A 20,766-nucleotide genomic window follows, 5' to 3' on the forward strand; every position below is an offset into this window, starting at 1 on the left:
ACAAAAACGCGGCAGGTTTCCCTGCCGCGTTCGAATTGCGTTCGATCGTAACCGGGAGCGGAGCCTTACTCCTCCTCCTCGTCCTGCTTCTTGCCGCCGAGCGTCTTCAGCTTGGCGAACACGGCGTCGACGTTGAGGTCGTCGTTCGATCGCTCTGCCGGCTCGAACTCGTCCTTCTTGGTGGTCTCGGAGGCCGGCAGCAGGGTGGCGCCGCCATAGGATGCGTCGATCGGCTTTTCCTTCGCCGCGCGCGCCACTTCGAAATCGAGCTCGATCTGCGAGCAAAGGCCAAGCGTCACCGGGTCGATCGGGGTCAGCTGGGAGGTGTTCCAGTGGGTACGGTCGCGAACGCTGGCGATGGTGCTCTTGGTGGTGCCGACCAGGCGCATGACCTGGGCGTCCTTGAGCTCCGGATGGCTGCGCAGCAGCCAGAGGATGGCGCTCGGGCGCTCGTGACGGCGGGAGACCGGGGTGTAGCGCGGGCCCTTGCGCTTGGGCTGGGGCGGCAGAATCACCTTGCTCTCCTGGAGGCGGAGCCGGTAGTCCGGGTTCCTCTCGCCCTTCTCGATCTCCTCGCGGGTCAACTGGCCGTTGGAAAGGGGATCCATGCCCTTGATGCCCTGGGCAGCGTCGCCGTCGGCGATCGCACGCACCTCGAGGGGATGCATCTTGGTGAAATCGGCGACCTGATCGAAGGTCAGCGCGGTGTTGTCGAGCAGCCAGACGGCGGTCGCCTTGGGCATCAGAGGTGCGTTGCTCATGGCAAATCTCCTTTGTGCTTCGCCCACCCCTCTGGAGGCGAAACCGGTGGTCATCAGCGATGACAGGGAATTCGCGCTATATAAGCCCGGAGGGGCTAGCCACGCAATGGTTCTGCTATAGATAGTGCCTTGACAGAGCCCGAAAGGGGGCCCAATTCCCTTGGAAGCGCCTGTAAAGTCCTAGCAGACCCATTAAAGCCCAATTCCATCCATTGACCGCCCCCGCCAGAAGGCGAAACGGGTGATTCGGTCCCGAGATCGCTCAATGTCAGCCAAACCAGACCTCAAGATCGTGCTTTGTTCTCCCCGCGGCTTCTGCGCCGGGGTGGTCCGGGCGATCGACACCGTGGAACGGGCGCTCGATAAATACGGCGCCCCCGTCTATGTTCGCCACGAGATTGTGCACAACAAATACGTCGTCGACGGGTTGAAGAAGAAGGGCGCGATCTTCGTCGAAGAGCTCGCCGAAATCCCGGAAAACACCACCGCGCCGGTGGTGTTCTCGGCCCATGGCGTGCCGAAATCGGTCCCGGCCGACGCCACCTCCCGCAATTTGTTCTCGCTGGATGCGACCTGCCCGCTGGTGACCAAGGTGCACCGCGAGGCCGCGATCCACTTCAAGCGTGGCCGCGAGATCTTCCTGATCGGCCATTCCCACCACCCCGAAGTGGTCGGCACGCTCGGCCAGCTTCCGGTCGGCGCCGTGACCCTGATCGAGACCGCCGAGGACGCCAAGACCATCGTCCCGAAGAACCCCGACAACATCGCCTTCGTGACGCAGACCACGCTGTCGATCGACGACACCGCGGAGATCGTGGCGCTGCTCAAGGAGCGTTTCCCGAACATCAACGGCCCGCACAAGGAAGACATCTGCTACGCCACCACCAACCGCCAGCTCGCGGTGAAGAAGGTGGCGCCGGTGGTCGACGCCCTGATCGTGGTCGGCGCTCCGAACTCGTCGAACTCGCAGCGCCTGCGTGAGGTCGCTGAGCGCGAAGGCTGCGGGATCGCGGTACTGGCGCAGCGCGCCACCGACATCGACTGGACCAGGTTCGGCAACATCAAGAGCCTCGGCATCACCGCGGGCGCGTCCGCGCCGGAAGTGATCGTCGAGGAGATCATGGACGCGTTCGCCGAGCGCTACACGCTGCATGTGGAGACGGTCTCGGCCGCGGAAGAGAACGAGTTCTTCCCGTTGCCGCGCCAGGTGCGTCCCGAAGCCGCCGCCGAGTAGACTTTTATGGCGGTCTACACCGACGTTGCCGCCGACGAGCTTGCGGATTTCCTGAAGCAATACGATCTCGGCGACTTGCTCTCCTACAAGGGCATCGCCGAGGGCGTCGAGAACACCAACTTCCTGCTGCACACCAGCAAAGGCTCGTTCATCCTCACGCTCTATGAGAAGCGCGTGGCGAAGAACGACCTGCCGTTCTTTCTCGCGCTGATGACGCATCTCGCCGAGCACGGCGTCACCTGCCCGCTGCCGGTGAAGGCCGGGGACGGCGAGGCGCTGCGCGAGCTGTCGGGCCGGCCGGCCGCGATCATCACCTTTCTCGAAGGCGTCTGGCCGCGCAAGCCGATCGTGGCCCATTGCGCCGGCGTCGGCGAGGGACTGGCCAGGATGCATCTGGCCGGCGCCAATTTTGCGATCAAGCGTGGCAATGCGCTGTCGGTCTCCGGCTGGCGGCCGCTGTTCGACGCGGCGGCAAGCCGCGCCGATGAGGTCCAGCCGGGCCTGCATGCGTTTCTCGCCGCCGAGCTCGACTATCTCTCGAGCGGGGTCTGGCCGAGCAATCTGCCGGAGGGCGTGATCCACGCCGATCTCTTCAACGACAACGTCTTCTTCCTCGGCGACAAGCTCTCCGGCATCATCGACTTCACCTTCGCCTGCAACGACATGCTGGCCTATGACGTCGCGATCTGCCTGAATGCCTGGTGTTTCGAGCCGGACCATTCGTTCAACGTCACCAAGGCGCGCGCCTTCCTCAATGCCTATGGCCGTGTGCGAAAACTTTCCGAGGCGGAAGAAGCCGCGCTGCCGCTGCTCGCGCGCGGCGCCGCGATCCGCTTCCTGCTGACGCGGCTGGTCGACTGGCTCAACGTGCCCGAGGGAGCGCTGGTCAAGCCCAAGGACCCGCTGGAATATTTTCGCAAGCTGCGCTTCCACCAGAGCGTTTCCAGCGTGCGCGATTACGGGCTGATGCCGTCAGGACTGGTCGCGTGAGCGAGCTTCCCATTGTCACGATCTATACCGACGGCGCCTGCTCGGGAAATCCCGGGCCCGGCGGCTGGGGCGCGATCCTGAAGTTCGGCGACAAGGAAAAAGAGCTGAACGGCGGCGAACGCCACACCACCAACAACCAGATGGAATTGATGGCGGCGATCTCCGCGCTCGAAGCGCTGAAGAAGCCATGCACCGTCGATCTCTATACCGACAGCCAGTATGTGCGGCAGGGCATCACCGGCTGGATCCACGGCTGGAAGCGCAACGGCTGGCGCACTGCCGACAAGAAGCCGGTGAAGAATGTCGAGCTATGGCAGCGCCTCGATGCGGCGCTGAAGCAGCACGAGGTCCGTTGGCACTGGGTCAAGGGCCACGCCGGGCATCCCGAGAATGAGCGCGCGGATCAGCTCGCGCGCGACGGGATCGTGAAGGCGCGGTTGCAGCAGCGGGTGGGGGAGTAGGGCGCGGCCGCGGCCACTCTACCGTCATTGCCGCCTCATTCTCAGCTGTCATCGCCCGGCTTGACCGGGCGATCCAGTACTCCGAGACACTTGTGATTGAGCCGAGAGGCCTCGGCGTACTGGATGCCCCGCCTTCGCGGGGCATGACAGTGTCATTTGTGGTTGAGAGCGTTGGCCGCCTTACAGCTGCCCCAGCAGCGTATCGCCACCGGAGACCTCGACCTTGCCGGGCATCGCTTCGAGGTTCAGCTTCTTCACCACGCCGTCCTCGACCAGCATCGAATAGCGCTTGGAGCGGATGCCGAGGCCGTTGCCGGAGGCGTCCAGCTCCATGCCGATCGCCTTGGCGAAGTCGGCATTGCCGTCGGCGAGGAAGATCGCCTCGTCGCGCTGGTCGGTATCGCGCTTCCAGGCGTTCATGACGAAAGCGTCGTTGACGGAGACGATGGCGATGGTGTCGACGCCCTTGTCCTTCATGGCATAGGCGTTGAGGAAGATGCTCGGCAGATGCATCTTGTGGCAGGTGCCGGTGTAGGCGCCGGGCACTGCGAACAGCGCCACCTTCTTGCCCTTGAAGATGTCGTCGGTGGTCTTCACCTGCGGACCCTCGGCCGTCATCACGCGGAATTTCGCCTCGGGCAGCTTGTCGCCAGTCTGGATCGCCATCGTCAGTCTCCCTGAAAATCGGTCCCGCTTTTTAGACCGTGCGGCGGCGCTGCACAACATTGGCGGCGAGGGTCGCGGTCCTTCACCGTTATGTCATCAGCCGGCAAAACCGCCGGCGTCGAGGAAGGCCTGTTCTTCCTCGGTAGTGGCGCGGTCGAGGAGGCGGTTGCGGTGGGGAAAGCGGCCGAACCGCTGGATGATGTCGGCGTGCTCCCGCGCGTATTTCAGGTTCTCGGCATTGTCGGTGTTCTGAAACAGCGCGACGCAATGCAACTGGTCGGGCAGGTGCTCGGAATGCATGAAGGGCAAATAGAGGAATTCGAGCAGGATGGGATCGATCCTGCGATCGACGCCCCGATCGATTGCGCGGCGGGCGACGTCGCGCGCCGGCGCGTCGCTGGCAAAGGCTTCCGGCGTGCCGCGAAACATGTTGCGGGGAAACTGGTCGAGCGCGATGACGAGCGCGAGCGCGCCCTCGTCGCTTTCTTCCCAGGAGGCCAGCTCGCCGGCGGTCGCCCGCTTCCATAGCGGAAGAAAGCGACGCCCGACCTCCGCGTCGAAAGCGTCGCTGCGCTTGTACCAGCGCTCGCGGCCGGCCTCGCGCCAGAAGGCGAGAATGCCTGATGGCGTGATGTCACCGCCGTCAGTCATGAACCCAAGAGTCATGAACCAAGGCGCGGCTTACGCCGCCTCCGCCTTCTTCTCGTCGCGGAGCTGCCGGCGCAGGATCTTGCCGACATTGGTCTTCGGCAGGTCGGTGCGGAATTCGATGTGCTTGGGCACCTTGTAGCCGGTGAGCTGCTCCTGACAGAACTTGATCACGGCTTCCGCGGTGAGGTTGGGATCCTTCTTCACCACGAACGCCTTCACCGCCTCGCCCGACTTGGAATCGGGGATGCCGATCACGGCGCATTCGAGCACGCCCGGATTGCTCGCGATCACTTCCTCGATCTCGTTCGGATAGACGTTGAAGCCCGAGACCAGGATCATGTCCTTCTTGCGGTCGACGATCTTGGTGTAGCCCTTCTCGTCCATCACGCCGATGTCGCCGGTGCGGAAATAGCCGTCGGCGGTCATCACCTTGTCGGTCTCTTCCGGCCTGTTCCAGTAGCCCGACATCACCTGCGGGCCCTTGGCGCAGATCTCGCCGGGCTGGCCGAGCGGGACTTCGTTGCCGTCGTCGTCGCGGATCGAGATCCAGGTCGAAGGCACGGGGATGCCGATCGATCCCGAGAACTCGGTCGTGGTCGCGGGATTGCAGGTCAGTGTCGGCGAGGTCTCCGAGAGGCCGTAGCCTTCGGCGATGAAGCAGCCGGTCACCGCCTTCCACTGCTCGGCGACGGGGCGCTGCACCGCCATGCCGCCGCCGTTCGAGATCTTCAGCTTGGAGAAGTCGAGCTTCTTGAAGTCGGGATGGTGCATCAACCCGTTGTAGAGCGTGTTCACGGCCGGGAAGCTGTTGACCTGGTACTTCGCCAGCTCCTTGACGAAGCCCGCGATGTCGCGCGGATTGGGGATCAGCAGATTGCAGCCGCCGGCGCGCACCGCGAGCAGGTAGCAGGCCGTCAGCGCGAAGATGTGATAGAGCGGCAGCGCGCAGACGATCATCAGCTGATCGACATGCGGCGGCGCGGCGAGTGCCGGCTGGAGCCAGGCGTCGTTCTGCAGCACGTTGGCGACGATGTTGCGGTGGAGCAGGGTGGCGCCCTTGGAGACGCCGGTGGTGCCGCCGGTATATTGCAGGAAGGCGACGTCGCCCGGCGACAGCTTCGGCTTGTTGAACGTCAGGCTGCGGCCGGCCGATACCGCGTCGTTGAAGGACACCGCGCCTGGCAGCGACCAGGCCGGCACCATCTTCTTGACGCGGCGGACGACGACGTTGACGATCATGCCCTTGAAGCCGAGCAGGTCGCCCATGCTGCCGACGATGACATGCTTGACTTGCGTCTTCGCGATCACCTGCTCGACCGTGTGGGCGAAATTCTCCAGCACGATGATGGCTTCGGCGCCGGAATCCTTGAGCTGATGCTCGAGCTCGCGCGGCGTGTAGAGCGGGTTGACGTTGACCACCGCGAAACCGGCGCGCAGCACGGCAGCGGTCGCGACCGGATATTGCAGCACGTTCGGCATCATGATCGCGACGCGGGCGCCACGTTGCAGGCCACGGCCCTGTAAATAGGAGGCGAGCGCCCGCGACATCTGGTCGAGGTCGCGATAGCTGATCGCCTTGTCCATGCAGATGAATGCCTTGCGGTCGGCGAACTTGGCGAAGCTCTCCTCCAGAAGGTCGACCAGCGATGCGTATTGGGTCGGCTCGATATCAGCAGGGACGCCGGGCGGATATTGCTTGAGCCAGATGCGCTCCATGGAAAACTCCCCTCAATTTACCAGAGCCCGTTGTGTCTCGGGCTTGCCTCATTGCGGCCAGTATCGAGCCTGCCGGAACGGGTGGCAAGCCGGTCGAGGCTTAGGACAAAGGTCAGGGAGTGGCTACTGGAATTGTCGCAAGCCGCTCTGCCGCAGGTGCGAAGCGCGGGCGCGGCTTGCGATGGGTGCCGTTAACTGTTGTTGGCCGGCTTGGCGGCGGGCTTGGTCGCGGCCTTGGGCTTGGCGGGCTTGGCCGCCTGATCGCCGCTTGCCGCAGGCTTCTCGGCGGGTTTCGCCGCCGCATCGTGCTTGGCCGCGGCATGCTTGGTCCCGGCCGGCTTCGCAGCGGACTTGGTATCGCTCTTGGCGTCAGGCTTGGCGGCAGCCGGCTTTGCCGCCGCCGTCTTGGCATCCTTCGGCTTGTCGGCTGGCTTGTCGGTCGCGTCGGGCTTCCTGGCGACGCGCGACTTCTTGCCACGCGGCTTTGGCGTGGCCTGCTGGTCGGCATCGGCCGCGACCGCCGCGATCAGGGCAGTGCCGGTGCGGGTCGGGCCGGTATAGACCAGCACGGGCTCGGCCGCCGCGGGCGCCGTGGCCATCAGCTCGGAGGCCTTCATCAGGGGCGGCTGAAGGCCCGCGGTGAAGAAGGTCACCTGGGCTTCGCCGCCGGTGGCGGAGGCCGATCCGGACGTGCCGCCATTGGTGGCGATCAGCGCGTCGTCATCGTCGCTGGCCGGCCGCTTGCGATGACCGCCGCACATGTCCTCGCGCAGGTTCGGCGGCGAGGCGTCGACCGGCACCAGCCTGTCGACGGTGCCGAGCGAGGGGCGGAGCCAGGTGAGGTTGTCCTGGCTGAAGCCGCGCTCGAGCAGCTGCGCCGCCTTCACGGCACGCGCAGTGCCGGAGTTGGCGCCGAGCACGACGGCGATCAGCCGGCGGCCGTTGCGCGTGGCCGACGCCACGAGATTGTAGCCGGAGGCGCAGATGAAGCCGGTCTTGAAACCGTCGGCGCCGGGGTAGCGGCCGATCAGCTTGTTGAAATTGCCGGTCACGCGCTTGCCGAAGCGGATCGCCGGGATGTGCACGAAGTATTCGTATTCCGGCAGGTCGCGCAGGAACGAGCGCGCGAGAATGCCGAGGTCGCGCGCGGACGTGATCTGGCCGTCGGCGGGCAGGCCGTTCGGATTGACGTAGCTCGTCTGCGTCATGCCGAGCTTCTGCGCGGTGTCGTTCATCATCGCCGAGAAGCCGTCGATCGAGCCGCCGACGCCTTCGGCGAGCACCACGGCCATGTCGTTCGCCGACTTCACCATCATCATCTTCAGCGCGTTGTCGACGGTGAGCTGCGTTCCCGGACGGAACCCCATCTTCGAGGGCGATTGCGAAGCCGCCGTCGGCGACACCGTGATCAGCGTGTCGAGCGTGAGCCTGCCGTCCTTCACCGCCTTCAGCGTCACGTAGGCCGTCATGATTTTGGTGACGGAGGCCGGATACCACGGGATGGTCGCGTTCTCGGCCTGCAGCACCTTGCCGCTGTCGGCTTCGATCAGCAGCAGTGCTTCGGCGCCCGCCGTGCGCGGCGCAAGCAGCACCGCGGATGCGAGGGCCGCGGCGAACAGGTTGAACAGGGACTTGCGAAGCAGCGGGCGAAGGGCGTGCACTATCCGATTCCGGTCCTTGGAGACCCGCCGGTTCCGGTCGGCTCTCGTGATCTGATGTTCGGTTCTGAAATCCGGCGCCGCCGCTTGCGGCGTCGCAAACCTATACCGGCTCGTGCGTCGAGAATAGGGGTTTCGGCCGGGTATTCCGTGATGAAATAGGCCGAATTTCGACGATGCTATGGGGACTTGACCGCAGTCGCCGCAGCCTCAGCGGCCGTCACGCTGGCCCGTGCATTTTCCTGAACCATGAACTGGGCCCTGGCGAGTTCGGCAAAATGGCCGCCTTTGGCCACGAGTTCATCGAAAGTTCCGCTTTCGATCACGCGGCCGTTCTCGAACACCAGGATCCGCGTGGCGTTGCGGATGGTGGAGAGACGGTGGGCGATCACGAACGTGGTGCGTCCCTTCATCACTTCGTCGAGAGCGGCGTTCACCTTGGCCTCGGTGACGGCGTCGAGCGCGCTGGTGGCCTCGTCCAGGATCAGGATCGGCGGGTCCTTCAGCAGCGCGCGGGCGATCGACAGCCGCTGGCGCTCGCCGCCGGAGAGCATGCGGCCGCGCTCGCCGGCATTGGTCTCGAAGCCGCCGCTGCGCTCGATGAATTCGAGCGCCTGCGCGCGCTCCGCGGCCTTGCGCATCTCGGCTTCGGTCGCATCCGGCTTGCCGACGTGCAAATTCTCCGCGATCGAGCGGTTGAACAGCAGCGCCTCCTGGAACACCACGCCGATGTTCCGGCGCAGCGAGGTCAGCGTCACGCCGCGGACGTCCATGCCGTCGATCCTGATGAAGCCCGACTGCGGATCGAAGGCGCGATGCAGAAGCGCGATCGCCGTCGACTTGCCGGCGCCGGTCGCGCCGACCAGCGCGATGGTCTGGCCGGGCAGCGCGGTGAAGGAGAGGTCCTCGACCGCCGGCCGCTTGCCGTCATAGGAGAAGGTGACGTCGTTGAATTCGACGAGGCCGGAGAGCCGCCCGGCATCGATCGCGTCGGGGCGGTCGTGGACCGCGGGCACGGCGTCGAGCACGTTGAAGAACTCGCGCAGCCGCGGGGCTTCCATGAACACGTTGTTGATGAAGCTCACGACCTGCTCGAGCTTCTGGATCAGCATCGTCGCGAAGCTCACGAACATCACGATCTCGCCGACGGAGGTCAGCCCCTGGTCGTGCAGCGCGATGCCGAGCGTGAAGATCGCGAGCACCGTGATGGTGGTGGAGGCGCGCGTGATGACGGTGACGAGCGCCCACCACGACAGCACCGGCATCTGCGCCGCGAGCAGATCATCAGCGACGGAGCGCAAGCCCTTCACCTCGGATTCGACGCGCACAAAACTCTGCACCAGAGCGACGTTGCCGAGCGCGTCGGAGGCGCGCGCGGAGAGCTCGCTGTAGTGCTCCTCGACCTGCATCTGCATGCCGAAGGTCCGGCGCACGACGAAGGTCGTCAGCGCGGTGAAGACGACGCAGAGCACGAACAGCAGGACCGCGAGCCGCCAGTTCAGGTAGAGCGACAATGGCAGCAGCACCACGACCGACAGGATCGCGGCAAAGTGCTCGCGGAAGAAGCCGAGCCACAACCGCCACAGCGCATCGGTGCCGTTGAGCATCACCTTCATGAGCCGGCCCGAATGGGTGCCTGAGTGGAAGGTCAGCGGCAGTTGCAGAATATGCTCGAAATAGTCGGTCAGCACCGCCTGGCGCTGGCGGTGGGAGAGCCGGTCGGCTTGCAACGCCACGATCGCGCTGCAGCCGATGGTGAACAGCCCGAACGCCACCCAGGCCAGCAGGAACGGCCAGGCCGAATTCGACCCGGCGACCGACTTGCCGGAGAGCACGTCGACGATCCGGCCGAACAGCACGGGTTCCGCGAACTGCGAGGCCGCAAGCAGCAGATTGGCAAAAGCCAGCAACCAGCCCAGCCGCGCCTCCTTGCCGAGCAGTTCGAGAACGCGGGTGTAGAGGCGGAGGATGGGCATGCGAGGAACGAACTCGGGCGGACGAAACGGTGTGAGTCCACATTCTAATCAGGGATCGCCCGCGAGATACAGCGGAAGCTGCGGGTTTTGCTCAGTTGATCAGTCGTCCCGCGACCGGCGGCAGGAACCGGTCGTCGAAGATATCGCCGGCCGCCGGCCGTTTGCGGAATTTGAAATCCTGCGCGATCTGGTCGATCGAGCGGTCCAGGCGCGCCGGGTCGATGCCGCCGAGGCCGTTGCGCTTGACCTCGTCGGTCAGGATGTTGTCGATGAGCACGCTGCGCAGGCGTTCCCGTTCGAGGTCGCGGTCGCCGTCGTCGATCCGGCTCGTGGCTTCGTCCGCCGCACGGGCCGGCTCTTTGATGGTCGCGTTGACGCCGGCGATCAATGCGCGGACGAACCCCTTCACGGCGTCGGGCTTCGCGGCGGCGAAAGCGGGGTTGGCCACCACGGCGAAGCCGTAGGCGTCGCAGCCATAGTCGGCATAGCGGAGTACCACGAGATCGCCGCCGGGCACGCCGCGGTCGCGCAGGTTCACCGCCGAGAGATAGCTGAAGCCGGCGACGGCATCGACCTGGCCCGCGGAGAGGAGCGGCTCGCGGACCGCGGCGCTGATCTTGTGGAATTTCACTTGCGACGCGTTGATGCCGTTCTGCTGCGCCAGCGCCGGCCACAGCCGCATCGACAGATCGCCGTCGGCGACGCCGACGGTTTTGCCGTCGAGGTCGGGCAGCAAGTGAATGCCGCGGCTCCTGCGCGCGACGATCGCGTAAGGCGCGCGATTGAACAACACGAACACGGCTTTGACCGGCGCAGCATCGTCCTTGTCGCGAAAGCGGATCAGCTCGTTGATGTCGACGAGCGCGAGCTCGCTGTCGCCTTTGGCGACGCGCGCGAGCGCCTCCGGCGATCCGGTGGCGCTCTTGAAGGACACGTTGAGACGCTCGGCGCCGAAATTACCGTCCTTCGCGGCGAGGAAGAACGGCGCCATGCTCGCATCGACAGGACGATCGAATGTGAAGTGGATCGCCGTGGACGGCGCAGCAGTCTCGGCCGCGCTGACGTCGCGCGCAGCCAGCGCGGCAAGCGAGATTGCAATGGCCAGCAGGCCGCGAAGGACGATCGTCTTGAATGCAAACATCAGGCGCGCCGGTCCCGCATTGTTGTGGTTTCGTGACGCTCGCAGCGCCGGCCAGCGACGAGCCTGCGCGCGCCAACATGAACGGCGGATGAGCGGGGGTTGCGTGATCATGACGCAACCCCGTTCAGCTTCTGTTGGGGTTCGGGAACCCAACATGGGCTGCGGGTGTTTGAAGGACATGAGCCTGTCGTCAGGCACCATTCGAGGTCCCAAGGAGGGTCCAGGACATGTTTGACCGATTTTCGAGATTTGCCGGCCGCAAGGCCGTCTTTGCCACCGCCGCGGTGCTGGCGCTGACCGCGGTCGCCCCGACCGCCTCATACGCAGGCGGCCGCCACTGGCATGGCGGTGGTGGCGGCGTAGCGGCTGCTGCGGCCATCGCCGGCATCGTCGGCACCGGCCTTGCGATCGCTGCGACCCGTGACGCCTACGCTTATGATTACGGTCCGGGTCCGGGTTATGGCTATTACGGCGGCCCTGCCTATTACAGTGGCCCCGCCTACGGTCCTTACTACGGCCCGGGCCCGAACTACCAATATCAGCGCTATGGCGGCACGGCTCCGTCGGAGCTCTGTGGCCAGGGCTACATGCAGAACTGCTACTAGCCTTGGCTACCAAGTCCTTGGCTACCAAGTCCCTGGCTACCAAGTCTTGACCACAACGGGCCGTCGCGCTTGCCGCGGCGGCCTGTTTTTCGCTTTTAACCCTGCGCGTTAACGCGCTCGCCATTGGTTTAGGGTAGTTTTGAGTACCATGAGTGATTCGCTTGAGCGGCTATATCTGGCTGTGCTCGCGGCCAAGGATCTTGATCCGGCAACATCGCGTACCGCCCGGCTGTTTCAGCGTGGGCCATCCAAAATGGCGAAGAAACTGGCCGAAGAAGCCATTGAGGTCGTCATCGACGCGGTCAATGGCGACAGCGAGGCCGTGATCCGGGAAAGCGCCGACCTGCTCTACAATCTCACGGTGCTCTGGGCCTCGGCCGGCGTGCGCCCGGAGGATGTCTGGCGCGAAATGGCGCGGCGGGAAGACATGCTCGGCATTGCCGAGAAGCTGCCGAAGTCGCCGATGAAACTGCCCAAAGTCGCGTCACCGCGCGTTGCCGCCAGGCGGCCAATTGTCGCGCTGGAAGGGCGCGTCTCGCGCAAGCGCCACTAAACGCGGTGAAACCGGAGCAAAGCGTCATCGCGCTTTAGGTTGTTGTTTGCGCGTGATCTTTCGGAAAACCGCGACACACTGTTCCAGATCACGCCAAATCGTCACAAAACTCGCGATGGACAAATCCGTCCCATGGTGCTTCATCGCGGCGCCATGCTGAAACGTATCTACGACTGGTGCATCGACGCCGCCCACAAGCCCTACGCGCTCTGGATCATGGGAGCCGTGGCTTTCGCAGAAAGCTCCTTCTTTCCGGTCCCGCCGGATGTGATGCTGATCCCGATGTCGCTGGCGCGCCCGCAGCGCGCCTGGCTCTACGCCGCGGTCTGCACCGCGACCTCGGTGGTGGGCGGTCTGCTGGGCTACGCCATCGGTGCGCTGCTGTTTGACTCGGTCGGCCATTGGCTGATCCAGGTCTATGGCCTCGGCGACAAGGTCGATGCCTTCCGCGCCTCCTATGCGGAGTGGGGCGCGGTTATCATCCTGCTCAAGGGCCTGACGCCGATCCCCTACAAGCTCGTCACCATCACCTCGGGCTTTGCCGGTTACAATATCGGCCTGTTCATCCTGTGCTCGATCGTCGCGCGCGGCGGCCGTTTCTTCATCGTCGCGATCCTGCTCAACCGCTATGGCGACTGGATCCGCGTCAGGATCGAGAAGCATCTCGGTCTCTGGGTGGCGCTCGGCGCCGCCGTGCTGGTGCTCGGCTTCGTCGTCGCGGTCAAGCTGATCTAGGGAATGATCCGGACCCGAAGGGCCGCCTCAGCGCAACGTGTGAAGCCGTTCTCCGCAAAGATCATGTTCGCTCAATAACCCTCCGCTTTGCCGCTGCGCCGGGTTCGGCTACGGTTGCCGTCATGATGGTTCGATCCGGCAATCCGGTCCTCCGACCGGGGACGCTGATATTCGCAGTGCTTTCGCTCCTGCTCGGTGCCGGCGGCACCGGCTGGCCGCAATCCGCGCCGCCAGCGCTCGGCTTGCGAGAGCAGGGACCGCAGACCACGCCGCCGCCCTCGACATCAGTTCCTTCGTCGCCGCCGGCGCGCGAGGAAAATCCCGGGCTGATCAACGAAATGGGCAAGCTGTTCGACAAGCTGCCCTCGATCCTGCCGCCGATCAAAAGCCCGAGCGAGACCATGAACGATCTGTCGCGGCTGGCGACGCCGTCGGCCATGGTGTCGGGGCGCATGGCCTGCCCCGCCTCGTCGAATGGCGCGCCCGACTGCAAGCAGGCCGCCGACCAGCTCTGCCAGAGCAAGGGCTACAAGGAAGGCAAGAGCCTGAACGCCGATTCCGCGGAAAAATGCTCGGCCAAGGTTCTGATCCCGGGCCGGCAACGCAAACCGGATGACTGCCGCACCGATACCTTCGTCACCAGCGCGCTGTGCCAGAACTGAGGACGTAGCGCCAGCAAAGGAGCGCCCATGAGCCGCACGGAGCAGGACTTCCTCGGACAGCGCGAGATCGCCGACGACATCTACTACGGCGTCCAGACCATCCGCGGGAAGGAGAACTTCCACATCACCGGCATCCCGATGAACCAGGAGCCTTACTTCGTGAAGGCGCTCGGTTACGTCAAGAAGGCTGCCGCGATGGCCAACCGCGACCTCGGCGCGATCGACGCGAAAGTTGCGGACGCGATCATCCAGGGCTGCGACCGCGTCATCGCCGGCGACATGATGGATCAGTTCGTCACCGACTTCATCCAGGGCGGCGCCGGCACCTCCACCAACATGAACGCCAACGAGGTGATCGCCAATCTCGCGCTGGAATCGCTCGGCTTCAGCAAGGGCGACTACCAGCATGTCAGCCCGAACGACCATGTCAATTACGGCCAGTCGACCAACGACACCTATCCGACCGCGTTCCGGCTGGCGCTGATCCTGCGGCTCGAGAGCTACATGACGGCGCTGCGCCAGCTCCAGGAGGCCTTCTTCACCAAGGGCCGTGAGTTCGAACGCGTGCTGAAGATGGGGCGCACGCATCTTCAGGACGCCGTGCCGATGTCGCTCGGCGCCGAATTCCGCGGTTGGGGCACCACGATCGGCGAGGAGGTCGACCGCATCTCCGAGGCGCGCGCGCTGCTGCGCGAGATCAATCTCGGCGCCACCGCGATCGGTACCTCCGTCACCGCGGCCGTCGGCTATCCAAAACTTGCGGTCCGGCATTTGAGCGCGCTGACCGGCGTCGACTTCATCCTTGCCGGCGATCTCGTCGAGGCGACCTCGGACACCGGCGCCTATGTGCAGCTCTCAGGCGTGCTCAAGCGCACGGCGAGCAAGCTGACGAAAATCTGCAACGACATCCGCCTGCTGGCCTCGGGCCCGCGCGCCGGCTTCAACGAGATCAACCTGCCGCAGCTCCAGCCGGGCTCGTCGATCATGCCGGGCAAGGTCAATCCTGTCATCCCCGAGGTCGTCAACCAGACCAGCTTCCTCGTCATCGGCCTCGACACCACCGTCACGCTCGCCGCAAGTGCCGGCCAGCTTCAGCTCAACGTGATGGAGCCGGTGATCTCGTTCGCGCTGTTCTTCTCGATCCGCACCATGGAGCGCGCGGTCAACAGCCTGCGCGAGAACTGTGTTGTCGGCATCACCGCCAATGAAGAGCACACCCGCAACATGGTGCTGAATTCGCTCGGCATCGTTACGGTGCTGAAGCCGCTGCTCGGCTACAAGCAATGCGCCGAGATCGCGCGCGAGGGCTACAAGAGCGGCAAGTCGCTGCACCAGATCGTGGTGGTCGAGCGCAAGCTGCTGACGCAGGAGAAATGGGACGAGATGTTCTCGTTCGAGCGGCTGATCAATCCGGATCTGATTGGGTGATACCGCCCGCATTTGCGTAGCGAATTCCGCATGTTGGAATTGCGGTAACGGCATCCGCCACGGCGTCAAAACGCAATACTTGACAGTGGAAAGATTGCCTTGTTGGTATGGCCTCCAGCTTTCGATTTGCTCGCCACCAAAGGATCGTTTCGCCTATGTCCATGCCTGCCTTGTTCAAGGGGCGCCTGTCGATCCCGGTGATCGGTTCGCCGCTCTTCATCATCTCGGTGCCCGATCTCGTGATCGCGCAGTGCAAGGCCGGCGTGGTCGGCTCGTTTCCGTCGCTGAACGCGCGGCCGCCGGAGCTGCTCGACGAATGGCTGGCGCGGATCACCGAAGAGCTCGCGGCCTATGACCGCGCCCATCCCGACAAGCCGTCGGCGCCGTTCGCGGTGAACCAGATCGTGCACAAGTCGAACAACCGGCTCGACCACGACATGCAGCTCTGCGCCAAGTACAAGGTGCCGATGATCATCTCGTCGCTCGGCGCGCGCGAGGAGCTCAATCAAGCAGTGCACGGCTGGGGCGGTATCGTCTTCCACGACGTGATCAACCAGAAGTTCGCCCACAAGGCGATCGAGAAGGGCGCCGATGGCCTGATCCTGGTTGCGGCCGGCGCCGGCGGCCATGCCGGCACCATCTCGCCGCTGGCCTTCGTTGCAGAAACGCGAAAATGGTTCGACGGCCCGATCGCGCTGTCGGGTGCGATCGGCAACGGCAAGGCGATCCGCGCCGCCCGCATCCTCGGCGCAGATTTCGCCTATATCGGCTCGGCCTTCATTGCGACCAAGGAAGCCAACGCGGTCGAGAAATACAAGGAGATGATCGCGGGCTCGACGGCCGACGACATCGTCTACTCCAACCTCTTCACCGGCGTGCACGGCAACTATCTGAAACCGTCGATCCTCGCGGCCGGCATGGATCCGGAAAACCTGCCGACGTCCGATCCGTCCAAGATGAACTTCGGCACGGATACCTCCGGCGAGCGCGCCAAGCCGAAAGCCTGGAAGGAGATCTGGGGTTCGGGCCAGGGCATCGGCAGCGTCGACGGCATCATCCCCGCCGCCGATCTGATTGCGCGCTTCAAGAAGGAATATGACGAGGCGATCGATCCGCCGCTCTAACCGCTCTCGTGTCCCGGACGCTGCAGCGTGCAACGCTGCTGCGCAGAGCCGGGACCCATCGCTGCAGCACATGGACCCCGGCTCTGCAGCGCACCGCCTACGCGCGGCGTCCGGGGAACGCCAGCCGAGATATCGTGCAAACATGACCGCCATCTACCGCGTCGACGGCAACAGCGTCGTCACCAGCCCCAATGCTACCGGTCCGTGGGACCGGCGCATGCAGCACGGCTCAGCGCCGTCTGCGCTGGTGACGTGGGCGGCGGAACGCATTCCGACGCCGGTGCCGATGAATGTTGCGCGCGTCACCATCGACTTGATGCGCCCGGTGCCGGTGGCGCCGCTCACGATCGAGAGCGAGGTTTTGCGCGAGGGGCGCAAGATCCAGCTCTGCGAGATCAAGTTGTTCGCCGACGGTGTTCAGGTCGTCGGTGCCACCGTGCTCAAGATCAAGCGGCAATCACAGCCGTTGCCGGACGACGTCAAGGAGTTGCCGGTCACGCTGCCGTCGCCCGAGGACTCGCTGGTCGAGGATGGCCATGGCGCGACCAGTCCGTTCGCAGGCATGGTCTCGATGCGCGCCGCGCGCGGCCGGTTCGGCCAGGCCGGGGCCGGCGCGATCTGGTTTCGCCTCGATCATCCGCTGGTCGAAGGCGAAGCGGTCTCGCAGGCGATGCGCGCCGTGGTCGCCGCCGACTTTTCCAACGGCACCGCCTCGACCGCTCGACTTCCGTGCCTGGACCTACATCAATGCCGACCTCACCGTGAACCTATCGCGCCAGCCGGTCGGCGAGTGGATCTTGCTCGACGGCGAATCCTGGATCGGTCCCGACGGCGCCGGCCTCGCGATGTCGCGGCTCGCGGATCGTCACGGCTATTTCGGCCGGGCGGTGCAGAGTCTGGTGATCGAAAAGCGCTAAGCGTGACGGCAAGCGCCGTGATCGCTCCTTGCGCCGATTGAACGGCAGACTTCCGCCGCCGCGGAAGGGATGCCCTGGTCGCGAACCTCTTCTTGTCCGGAGGTCTCTGCTCGACGCCAGCGTCCTGCCAGTTCAGCTGCCGTAGACGATCTTGATCTCCCACAGCAGGACGATGATAGCCGTGATCAACGTGATCGCGGCCAACGCACTTTCCAAGGAAGCGACTCTCATTTGATACTCCGCTTCCCAGCCCCGTCAGCGGTCTAGTTGATTCGTTGATTCGCCTGCAATTGCGCGGACGGCGTGCCTGAAAAGTCCCTTCCGAGCTGTTGTTCGCGGGTCACAGCGACCGTAGAACCCCGGGGTCCGGCCGCGGGAATACGTGCGGTGCTACCTGCCACAAGTTGCAGATCGGGGATGACTACCCCACCATCCGGTCCCGTCCACTCCAGAAGCCCGCGCGCAGCACCTTCTTGTCGACCTTGCCGACGCCGGTCATCGGCAGCTGCTTGACGAACTGGATCTGCTTCGGTGCATGTGCCGAGCCTTTTCGCGTCCTCACCAGATTGATCAGCTCGTCCGGATCGGGCTGTGCCCCCTCACGCGGCACGACGATGGCGGTAACGGCTTCGCCCCATTTCTCGTCGGGAATGCCGACGACCGCGACCATCGCGACATCCGCATGCTGCGACAGCACGTCCTCGACCTCGCGCGGAAAAATGTTGAAGCCGCCGGAGACGATCATGTCCTTCTTGCGGTCGAGGATGAACATGTAGCCGCGCTCGTCCTTGCGCGCGACGTCGCCGGTGTGGACCCAGCCATTCCTCAGCGTCTCGGCTGTGATGTCAGGCCGCTTCCAGTATTCGGCCATGGCATGCGGAGCGCGCACGCAGATCTCGCCGGCTTCGCCCGTCTTCACTTCCTGGTCGTTGTCGTCCAGGATCCTGACCTCGCAGGCCGAGATCGGGAAACCGCAGGACAGGAACAACTCCGGCGTTTTTGGATCATGATCCGCCTTGCGCAGCACCGAAATCGGATAGCATTCGGTCTGCCCGTAAAGCTGCGAGAACACCGGCCCAATGCGTTCGATGCCCTCGACCAGCCGGCTCGGCGACATCGCGGAAGCGCCATAGAGCACGAGCTCGAGCGAGGACAGATCGGTCCTGCTCAGCGCGGGATGATCGAGCAGCACATAGATCATGGTCGGCACGAACAGCGTAAAATTGATGCGCTCGCGCGCGATCGTCGCCAGCACCGCCTCGGGATCGAAACCCTTCAGCATATGCACGGTGCCCCCGCGCATCAGGGTCGGCACGACTTTCGTGCCGGCGACATGGCTGATCGGGGCAACCGCGAGGTAGTGCGGGGTGTCAGGGATCTCGAAGTCGGCGAGGATCGCGGCAGCACCCCCGGCGTTCTCGCGGTGATAGCGCAGTGCGCCCTTGGATTTTCCGGTCGTGCCACCGGTGTAATTCAGCGTGGAGAGATCGTCGGGGCCGGCGAAGCAATGCGCGCTGGCATGGCCTTCGATCTCGATCGCCTGCAGGAGGTCGACGCCATAGTCGGCCGGTCCCGTGGTGAAGACCGCCTTGAGCCGGCTCGCACTCGCGGCGAGCTCGCCGCCGCGATCGCGGAAGGTGGCGGCATCGACCACCAGCATCTCGGCCTCGGAATCCTCGAGCTGGAAGAGCTGGTCTGCCCGCGATCCCAGCGGATGCAGCCAGGTGACGCAGAGCCTGGATAATTGCGCGGCGACACCGGCGCACCAGGTGTCTGCACGGTTCGCGGTGAGAAATGCGACGCGCGCGCCGGGCTGCAAGCCCAGCCGCATGAACACGGCCTGGATGCGTCCGATCAGGTCGATGGTGCCCTGATAGCTCAGCGATCCACCGGGCCAGGCGAAAGCGGTGCGGCCGGGATAGCGCGACAGTGCCCGCAGCGTCTGCGCGCAAGTCGGGGACGATGCGTGGAGCGGATCGGACATATGTTTCCCCGTTGCTTTGTCATCGGCTTTTGACGTGCCAATGTTTGCGCGCAACGCTAGCACAGGGAAGGCGGGATGGAACGACAAAGCCCGCGCAAGGAGGCGTGAGTGGCATCCGATCGACTGCAACACTTCCGTGATCGTCTCGCTCTGCCTCTGATCGCGGCGCCGATGTTTCTGGTGTCGGGCGTCGAGCTCATGGTCGCGGCCTGTCGCAATGGCGTGATCGGCAGCTTCCCCACCGTGAATTGCCGCAGCACGGAACAACTCGAGGCGTGGTTCACCGAGATCGAAACGCGACTGCGGCAACACGAAGATCACACAGGTCGTAAGGCCGCGCCGCTTTGCCCGAACCTGATCGTGCATCGCTCCAACGCGCGGCTGGAGCAGGATCTCGCGGTGCTGCTGCGACACAAGCCGGAGATCGTCATCACCTCTGTTGGATCGCCCGCGCCGGTGTTGAAGCCGCTGCACGATGCCGGCGCGCTGGTGCTGGCGGACGTGGCCTCGATCCGCCACGCCCAGCGCGCGGCGGAAGCCGGCGCCGACGGGCTGGTGCTGCTCACCGCGGGCGCAGGCGGGCAGACCGGCTGGCTCAATCCGTTCGCCTTCGTCCGCGCGGTGCGCGCATTCTTTGACGGCATCATCGTGCTCGCCGGAGGGATCAGCGACGGCCGCGCGCTGCATGCGGCTGGAGTCCTCGGCTGCGATCTCGGCTACATGGGCACGAAATTCATCGCGACGCGCGAGAGCATGGCGGACGAGCGCCACAAGGACATGCTGGTCGACAGCAGCGCCGACGACATCCTGCTCACCACCGCGTTCACGGGGTTGCAGACCAGCATGCTGAAGCCGTCGATCGTGGCTGCGGGCCTCGATCCCGACGATCTGCCGGCGCGGGGCGCGATCGACATCGGCAAGGACATTGACGTCGACGCACGCGAAAACCGCCCGAAACGCTGGCGCGATATCTGGAGCGGGGGACACGCGACATCGGGCGTGACCGACGTGATGGCGGTCGACGATCTCGTGGCGCGGACCCTTGCCGAATATCGCGAAGCGGGCGGGCGGTAGGCGGCGTCTTTCCCCTCGCCGCCGCTTGTGGGGGAGGGAGAGGAGGAGCCGTCGCTCCCGATCACAGTTAATCGAGCGCTCCTCCCCGGCCCCGTACTTAACGGCAGATTAACCAACGCCCGCCAAGAATCCCCCTCACGGCCGCCAATCAGGACCGAGAGGGACAGGCGATGGACTTCGATTTTCTCAATAGCAAGACAGCCGCGACGCTGGACGAAATCCGGGTCCGCGTGGCCCATGCTCTGGCCCGTCATCCGCTGTGCCGCAACGTGCGCTTCGACATCCTCAGCGTCCCCCGCACCCGCCGGGGCGGCAATTGGACGGTGACGCTGCAATCGGTCGAGCCGCGCGCGGTCTGGGAGGCCTCCGAGATCGTCGCCGACATCCAGGATGCCTACGACCTGGCGCTAGCTGCCTGATTTCCTTGAGA

At 64.8% G+C, this 20,766-nt stretch carries 20 protein-coding genes and 1 pseudogene; 13 read left to right on the plus strand and 8 right to left on the minus strand.

Features of this window, described 5'->3' with window-relative positions; translation table 11 throughout:
- Positions 1-65: 65 nt before the first annotated feature.
- A complete protein-coding gene (locus ABIB95_RS31095; protein ID WP_166104219.1) occupies positions 66-761 on the minus strand; it encodes a DUF1013 domain-containing protein in 696 nt (231 codons plus the stop codon).
- A gap of 265 nt (positions 762-1,026) precedes the next feature.
- On the opposite strand from ABIB95_RS31095, the gene ispH reads away from it, so the two are divergent.
- The 3 genes from ispH to rnhA are packed head-to-tail and all read left to right on the plus strand — an operon-like array spanning position 1,027 to position 3,446.
- Positions 1,027-1,995 carry a 4-hydroxy-3-methylbut-2-enyl diphosphate reductase gene (gene ispH / locus ABIB95_RS31100; protein WP_063985850.1) on the plus strand — a complete coding sequence of 323 codons (969 nt, stop codon included), beginning with the start codon at positions 1,027-1,029 and terminating at the stop codon, positions 1,993-1,995.
- 6 nt (positions 1,996-2,001) lie between these two features.
- Positions 2,002-2,985, plus strand: coding sequence for a homoserine kinase (locus tag ABIB95_RS31105; protein WP_354245087.1), 984 nt, complete (start codon positions 2,002-2,004; stop codon positions 2,983-2,985).
- Entirely contained in the window at positions 2,982-3,446 is a 465-nt protein-coding gene (gene rnhA / locus ABIB95_RS31110) for a ribonuclease HI (protein WP_014491534.1), read from the plus strand. The genes ABIB95_RS31105 and rnhA overlap by 4 nt, the downstream gene beginning before the upstream one ends.
- A gap of 180 nt (positions 3,447-3,626) precedes the next feature.
- Here rnhA and ABIB95_RS31115 read toward each other — a convergent pair whose 3' ends face one another.
- The 6 genes from ABIB95_RS31115 to ABIB95_RS31140 all read right to left on the minus strand — a co-directional run bounded on the left by ABIB95_RS31115 (position 3,627) and on the right by ABIB95_RS31140 (position 11,254).
- Entirely contained in the window at positions 3,627-4,112 is a 486-nt protein-coding gene (locus ABIB95_RS31115) for a peroxiredoxin (RefSeq protein ID WP_007597501.1), read from the minus strand.
- A 96-nt stretch (positions 4,113-4,208) separates the two neighbouring features.
- Positions 4,209-4,763: a DUF924 family protein gene (locus ABIB95_RS31120; RefSeq protein ID WP_354245091.1), complete on the minus strand. Its 555-nt coding sequence runs from the start codon at positions 4,761-4,763 to the stop codon at positions 4,209-4,211.
- Between the two features lie 30 nt (positions 4,764-4,793).
- Positions 4,794-6,479 (minus strand): long-chain fatty acid--CoA ligase, encoded by a 1,686-nt coding sequence (locus tag ABIB95_RS31125; RefSeq protein ID WP_354245094.1) that lies wholly within the window; start codon positions 6,477-6,479, stop codon positions 4,794-4,796.
- A 191-nt stretch (positions 6,480-6,670) separates the two neighbouring features.
- Positions 6,671-8,140 (minus strand): D-alanyl-D-alanine carboxypeptidase family protein, encoded by a 1,470-nt coding sequence (locus ABIB95_RS31130; RefSeq protein WP_354245097.1) that lies wholly within the window; start codon positions 8,138-8,140, stop codon positions 6,671-6,673.
- A gap of 176 nt (positions 8,141-8,316) precedes the next feature.
- On the minus strand, positions 8,317-10,113 hold the full coding sequence (locus ABIB95_RS31135; RefSeq protein WP_354245099.1) for a glucan ABC transporter ATP-binding protein/ permease: 1,797 nt from the start codon (positions 10,111-10,113) through the stop codon (positions 8,317-8,319).
- Between the two features lie 91 nt (positions 10,114-10,204).
- A complete protein-coding gene (locus ABIB95_RS31140; protein ID WP_354245102.1) occupies positions 10,205-11,254 on the minus strand; it encodes an ABC transporter substrate-binding protein in 1,050 nt (349 codons plus the stop codon).
- 227 nt (positions 11,255-11,481) lie between these two features.
- Between ABIB95_RS31140 and ABIB95_RS31145 the strand changes: the two genes are divergently transcribed.
- From ABIB95_RS31145 to ABIB95_RS31180, 8 genes and pseudogenes are all read left to right on the plus strand, one after another.
- Positions 11,482-11,859: a hypothetical protein gene (locus ABIB95_RS31145; protein WP_063985842.1), complete on the plus strand. Its 378-nt coding sequence runs from the start codon at positions 11,482-11,484 to the stop codon at positions 11,857-11,859.
- Positions 11,860-12,007: 148 nt separating this feature from the next.
- Entirely contained in the window at positions 12,008-12,412 is a 405-nt protein-coding gene (gene hisE / locus ABIB95_RS31150; protein ID WP_028147364.1) for a phosphoribosyl-ATP diphosphatase, read from the plus strand.
- A 132-nt stretch (positions 12,413-12,544) separates the two neighbouring features.
- The gene (locus ABIB95_RS31155) at positions 12,545-13,147 is read left to right on the plus strand and encodes a YqaA family protein (RefSeq protein ID WP_081369120.1); all 603 of its coding nucleotides are present in this window, start codon (positions 12,545-12,547) and stop codon (positions 13,145-13,147) included.
- Positions 13,148-13,269: 122 nt separating this feature from the next.
- Entirely contained in the window at positions 13,270-13,809 is a 540-nt protein-coding gene (locus ABIB95_RS31160; RefSeq protein ID WP_354245105.1) for a hypothetical protein, read from the plus strand.
- A 27-nt stretch (positions 13,810-13,836) separates the two neighbouring features.
- A complete protein-coding gene (locus ABIB95_RS31165; RefSeq protein WP_208084269.1) occupies positions 13,837-15,237 on the plus strand; it encodes an aspartate ammonia-lyase in 1,401 nt (466 codons plus the stop codon).
- 155 nt (positions 15,238-15,392) lie between these two features.
- Positions 15,393-16,361 carry an NAD(P)H-dependent flavin oxidoreductase gene (locus ABIB95_RS31170; protein ID WP_354245109.1) on the plus strand — a complete coding sequence of 323 codons (969 nt, stop codon included), beginning with the start codon at positions 15,393-15,395 and terminating at the stop codon, positions 16,359-16,361.
- 217 nt (positions 16,362-16,578) lie between these two features.
- Positions 16,579-16,740 (plus strand): annotated as a pseudogene (locus ABIB95_RS31175) (acyl-CoA thioesterase domain-containing protein); the annotation flags it as partial.
- Between the two features lie 157 nt (positions 16,741-16,897).
- Positions 16,898-17,278 (plus strand): thioesterase family protein, encoded by a 381-nt coding sequence (locus ABIB95_RS31180; RefSeq protein ID WP_354245264.1) that lies wholly within the window; start codon positions 16,898-16,900, stop codon positions 17,276-17,278.
- Between the two features lie 421 nt (positions 17,279-17,699).
- Here the strand turns inward: ABIB95_RS31180 and ABIB95_RS31185 are convergent, their stop codons facing one another.
- Positions 17,700-19,262, minus strand: coding sequence for an AMP-binding protein (locus ABIB95_RS31185; protein WP_354245112.1), 1,563 nt, complete (start codon positions 19,260-19,262; stop codon positions 17,700-17,702).
- Between the two features lie 108 nt (positions 19,263-19,370).
- Between ABIB95_RS31185 and ABIB95_RS31190 the strand changes: the two genes are divergently transcribed.
- Positions 19,371-20,336: an NAD(P)H-dependent flavin oxidoreductase gene (locus ABIB95_RS31190; RefSeq protein ID WP_354177710.1), complete on the plus strand. Its 966-nt coding sequence runs from the start codon at positions 19,371-19,373 to the stop codon at positions 20,334-20,336.
- Between the two features lie 170 nt (positions 20,337-20,506).
- Complete coding sequence (locus ABIB95_RS31195) at positions 20,507-20,755, plus strand: hypothetical protein (protein WP_028147356.1); 249 nt, start codon at positions 20,507-20,509, stop codon at positions 20,753-20,755.
- Positions 20,756-20,766 lie beyond the last annotated feature (11 nt).

This window comes from Bradyrhizobium sp. LA2.1, from assembly GCF_040547725.1.
Lineage (GTDB): Bacteria > Pseudomonadota > Alphaproteobacteria > Rhizobiales > Xanthobacteraceae > Bradyrhizobium > Bradyrhizobium barranii.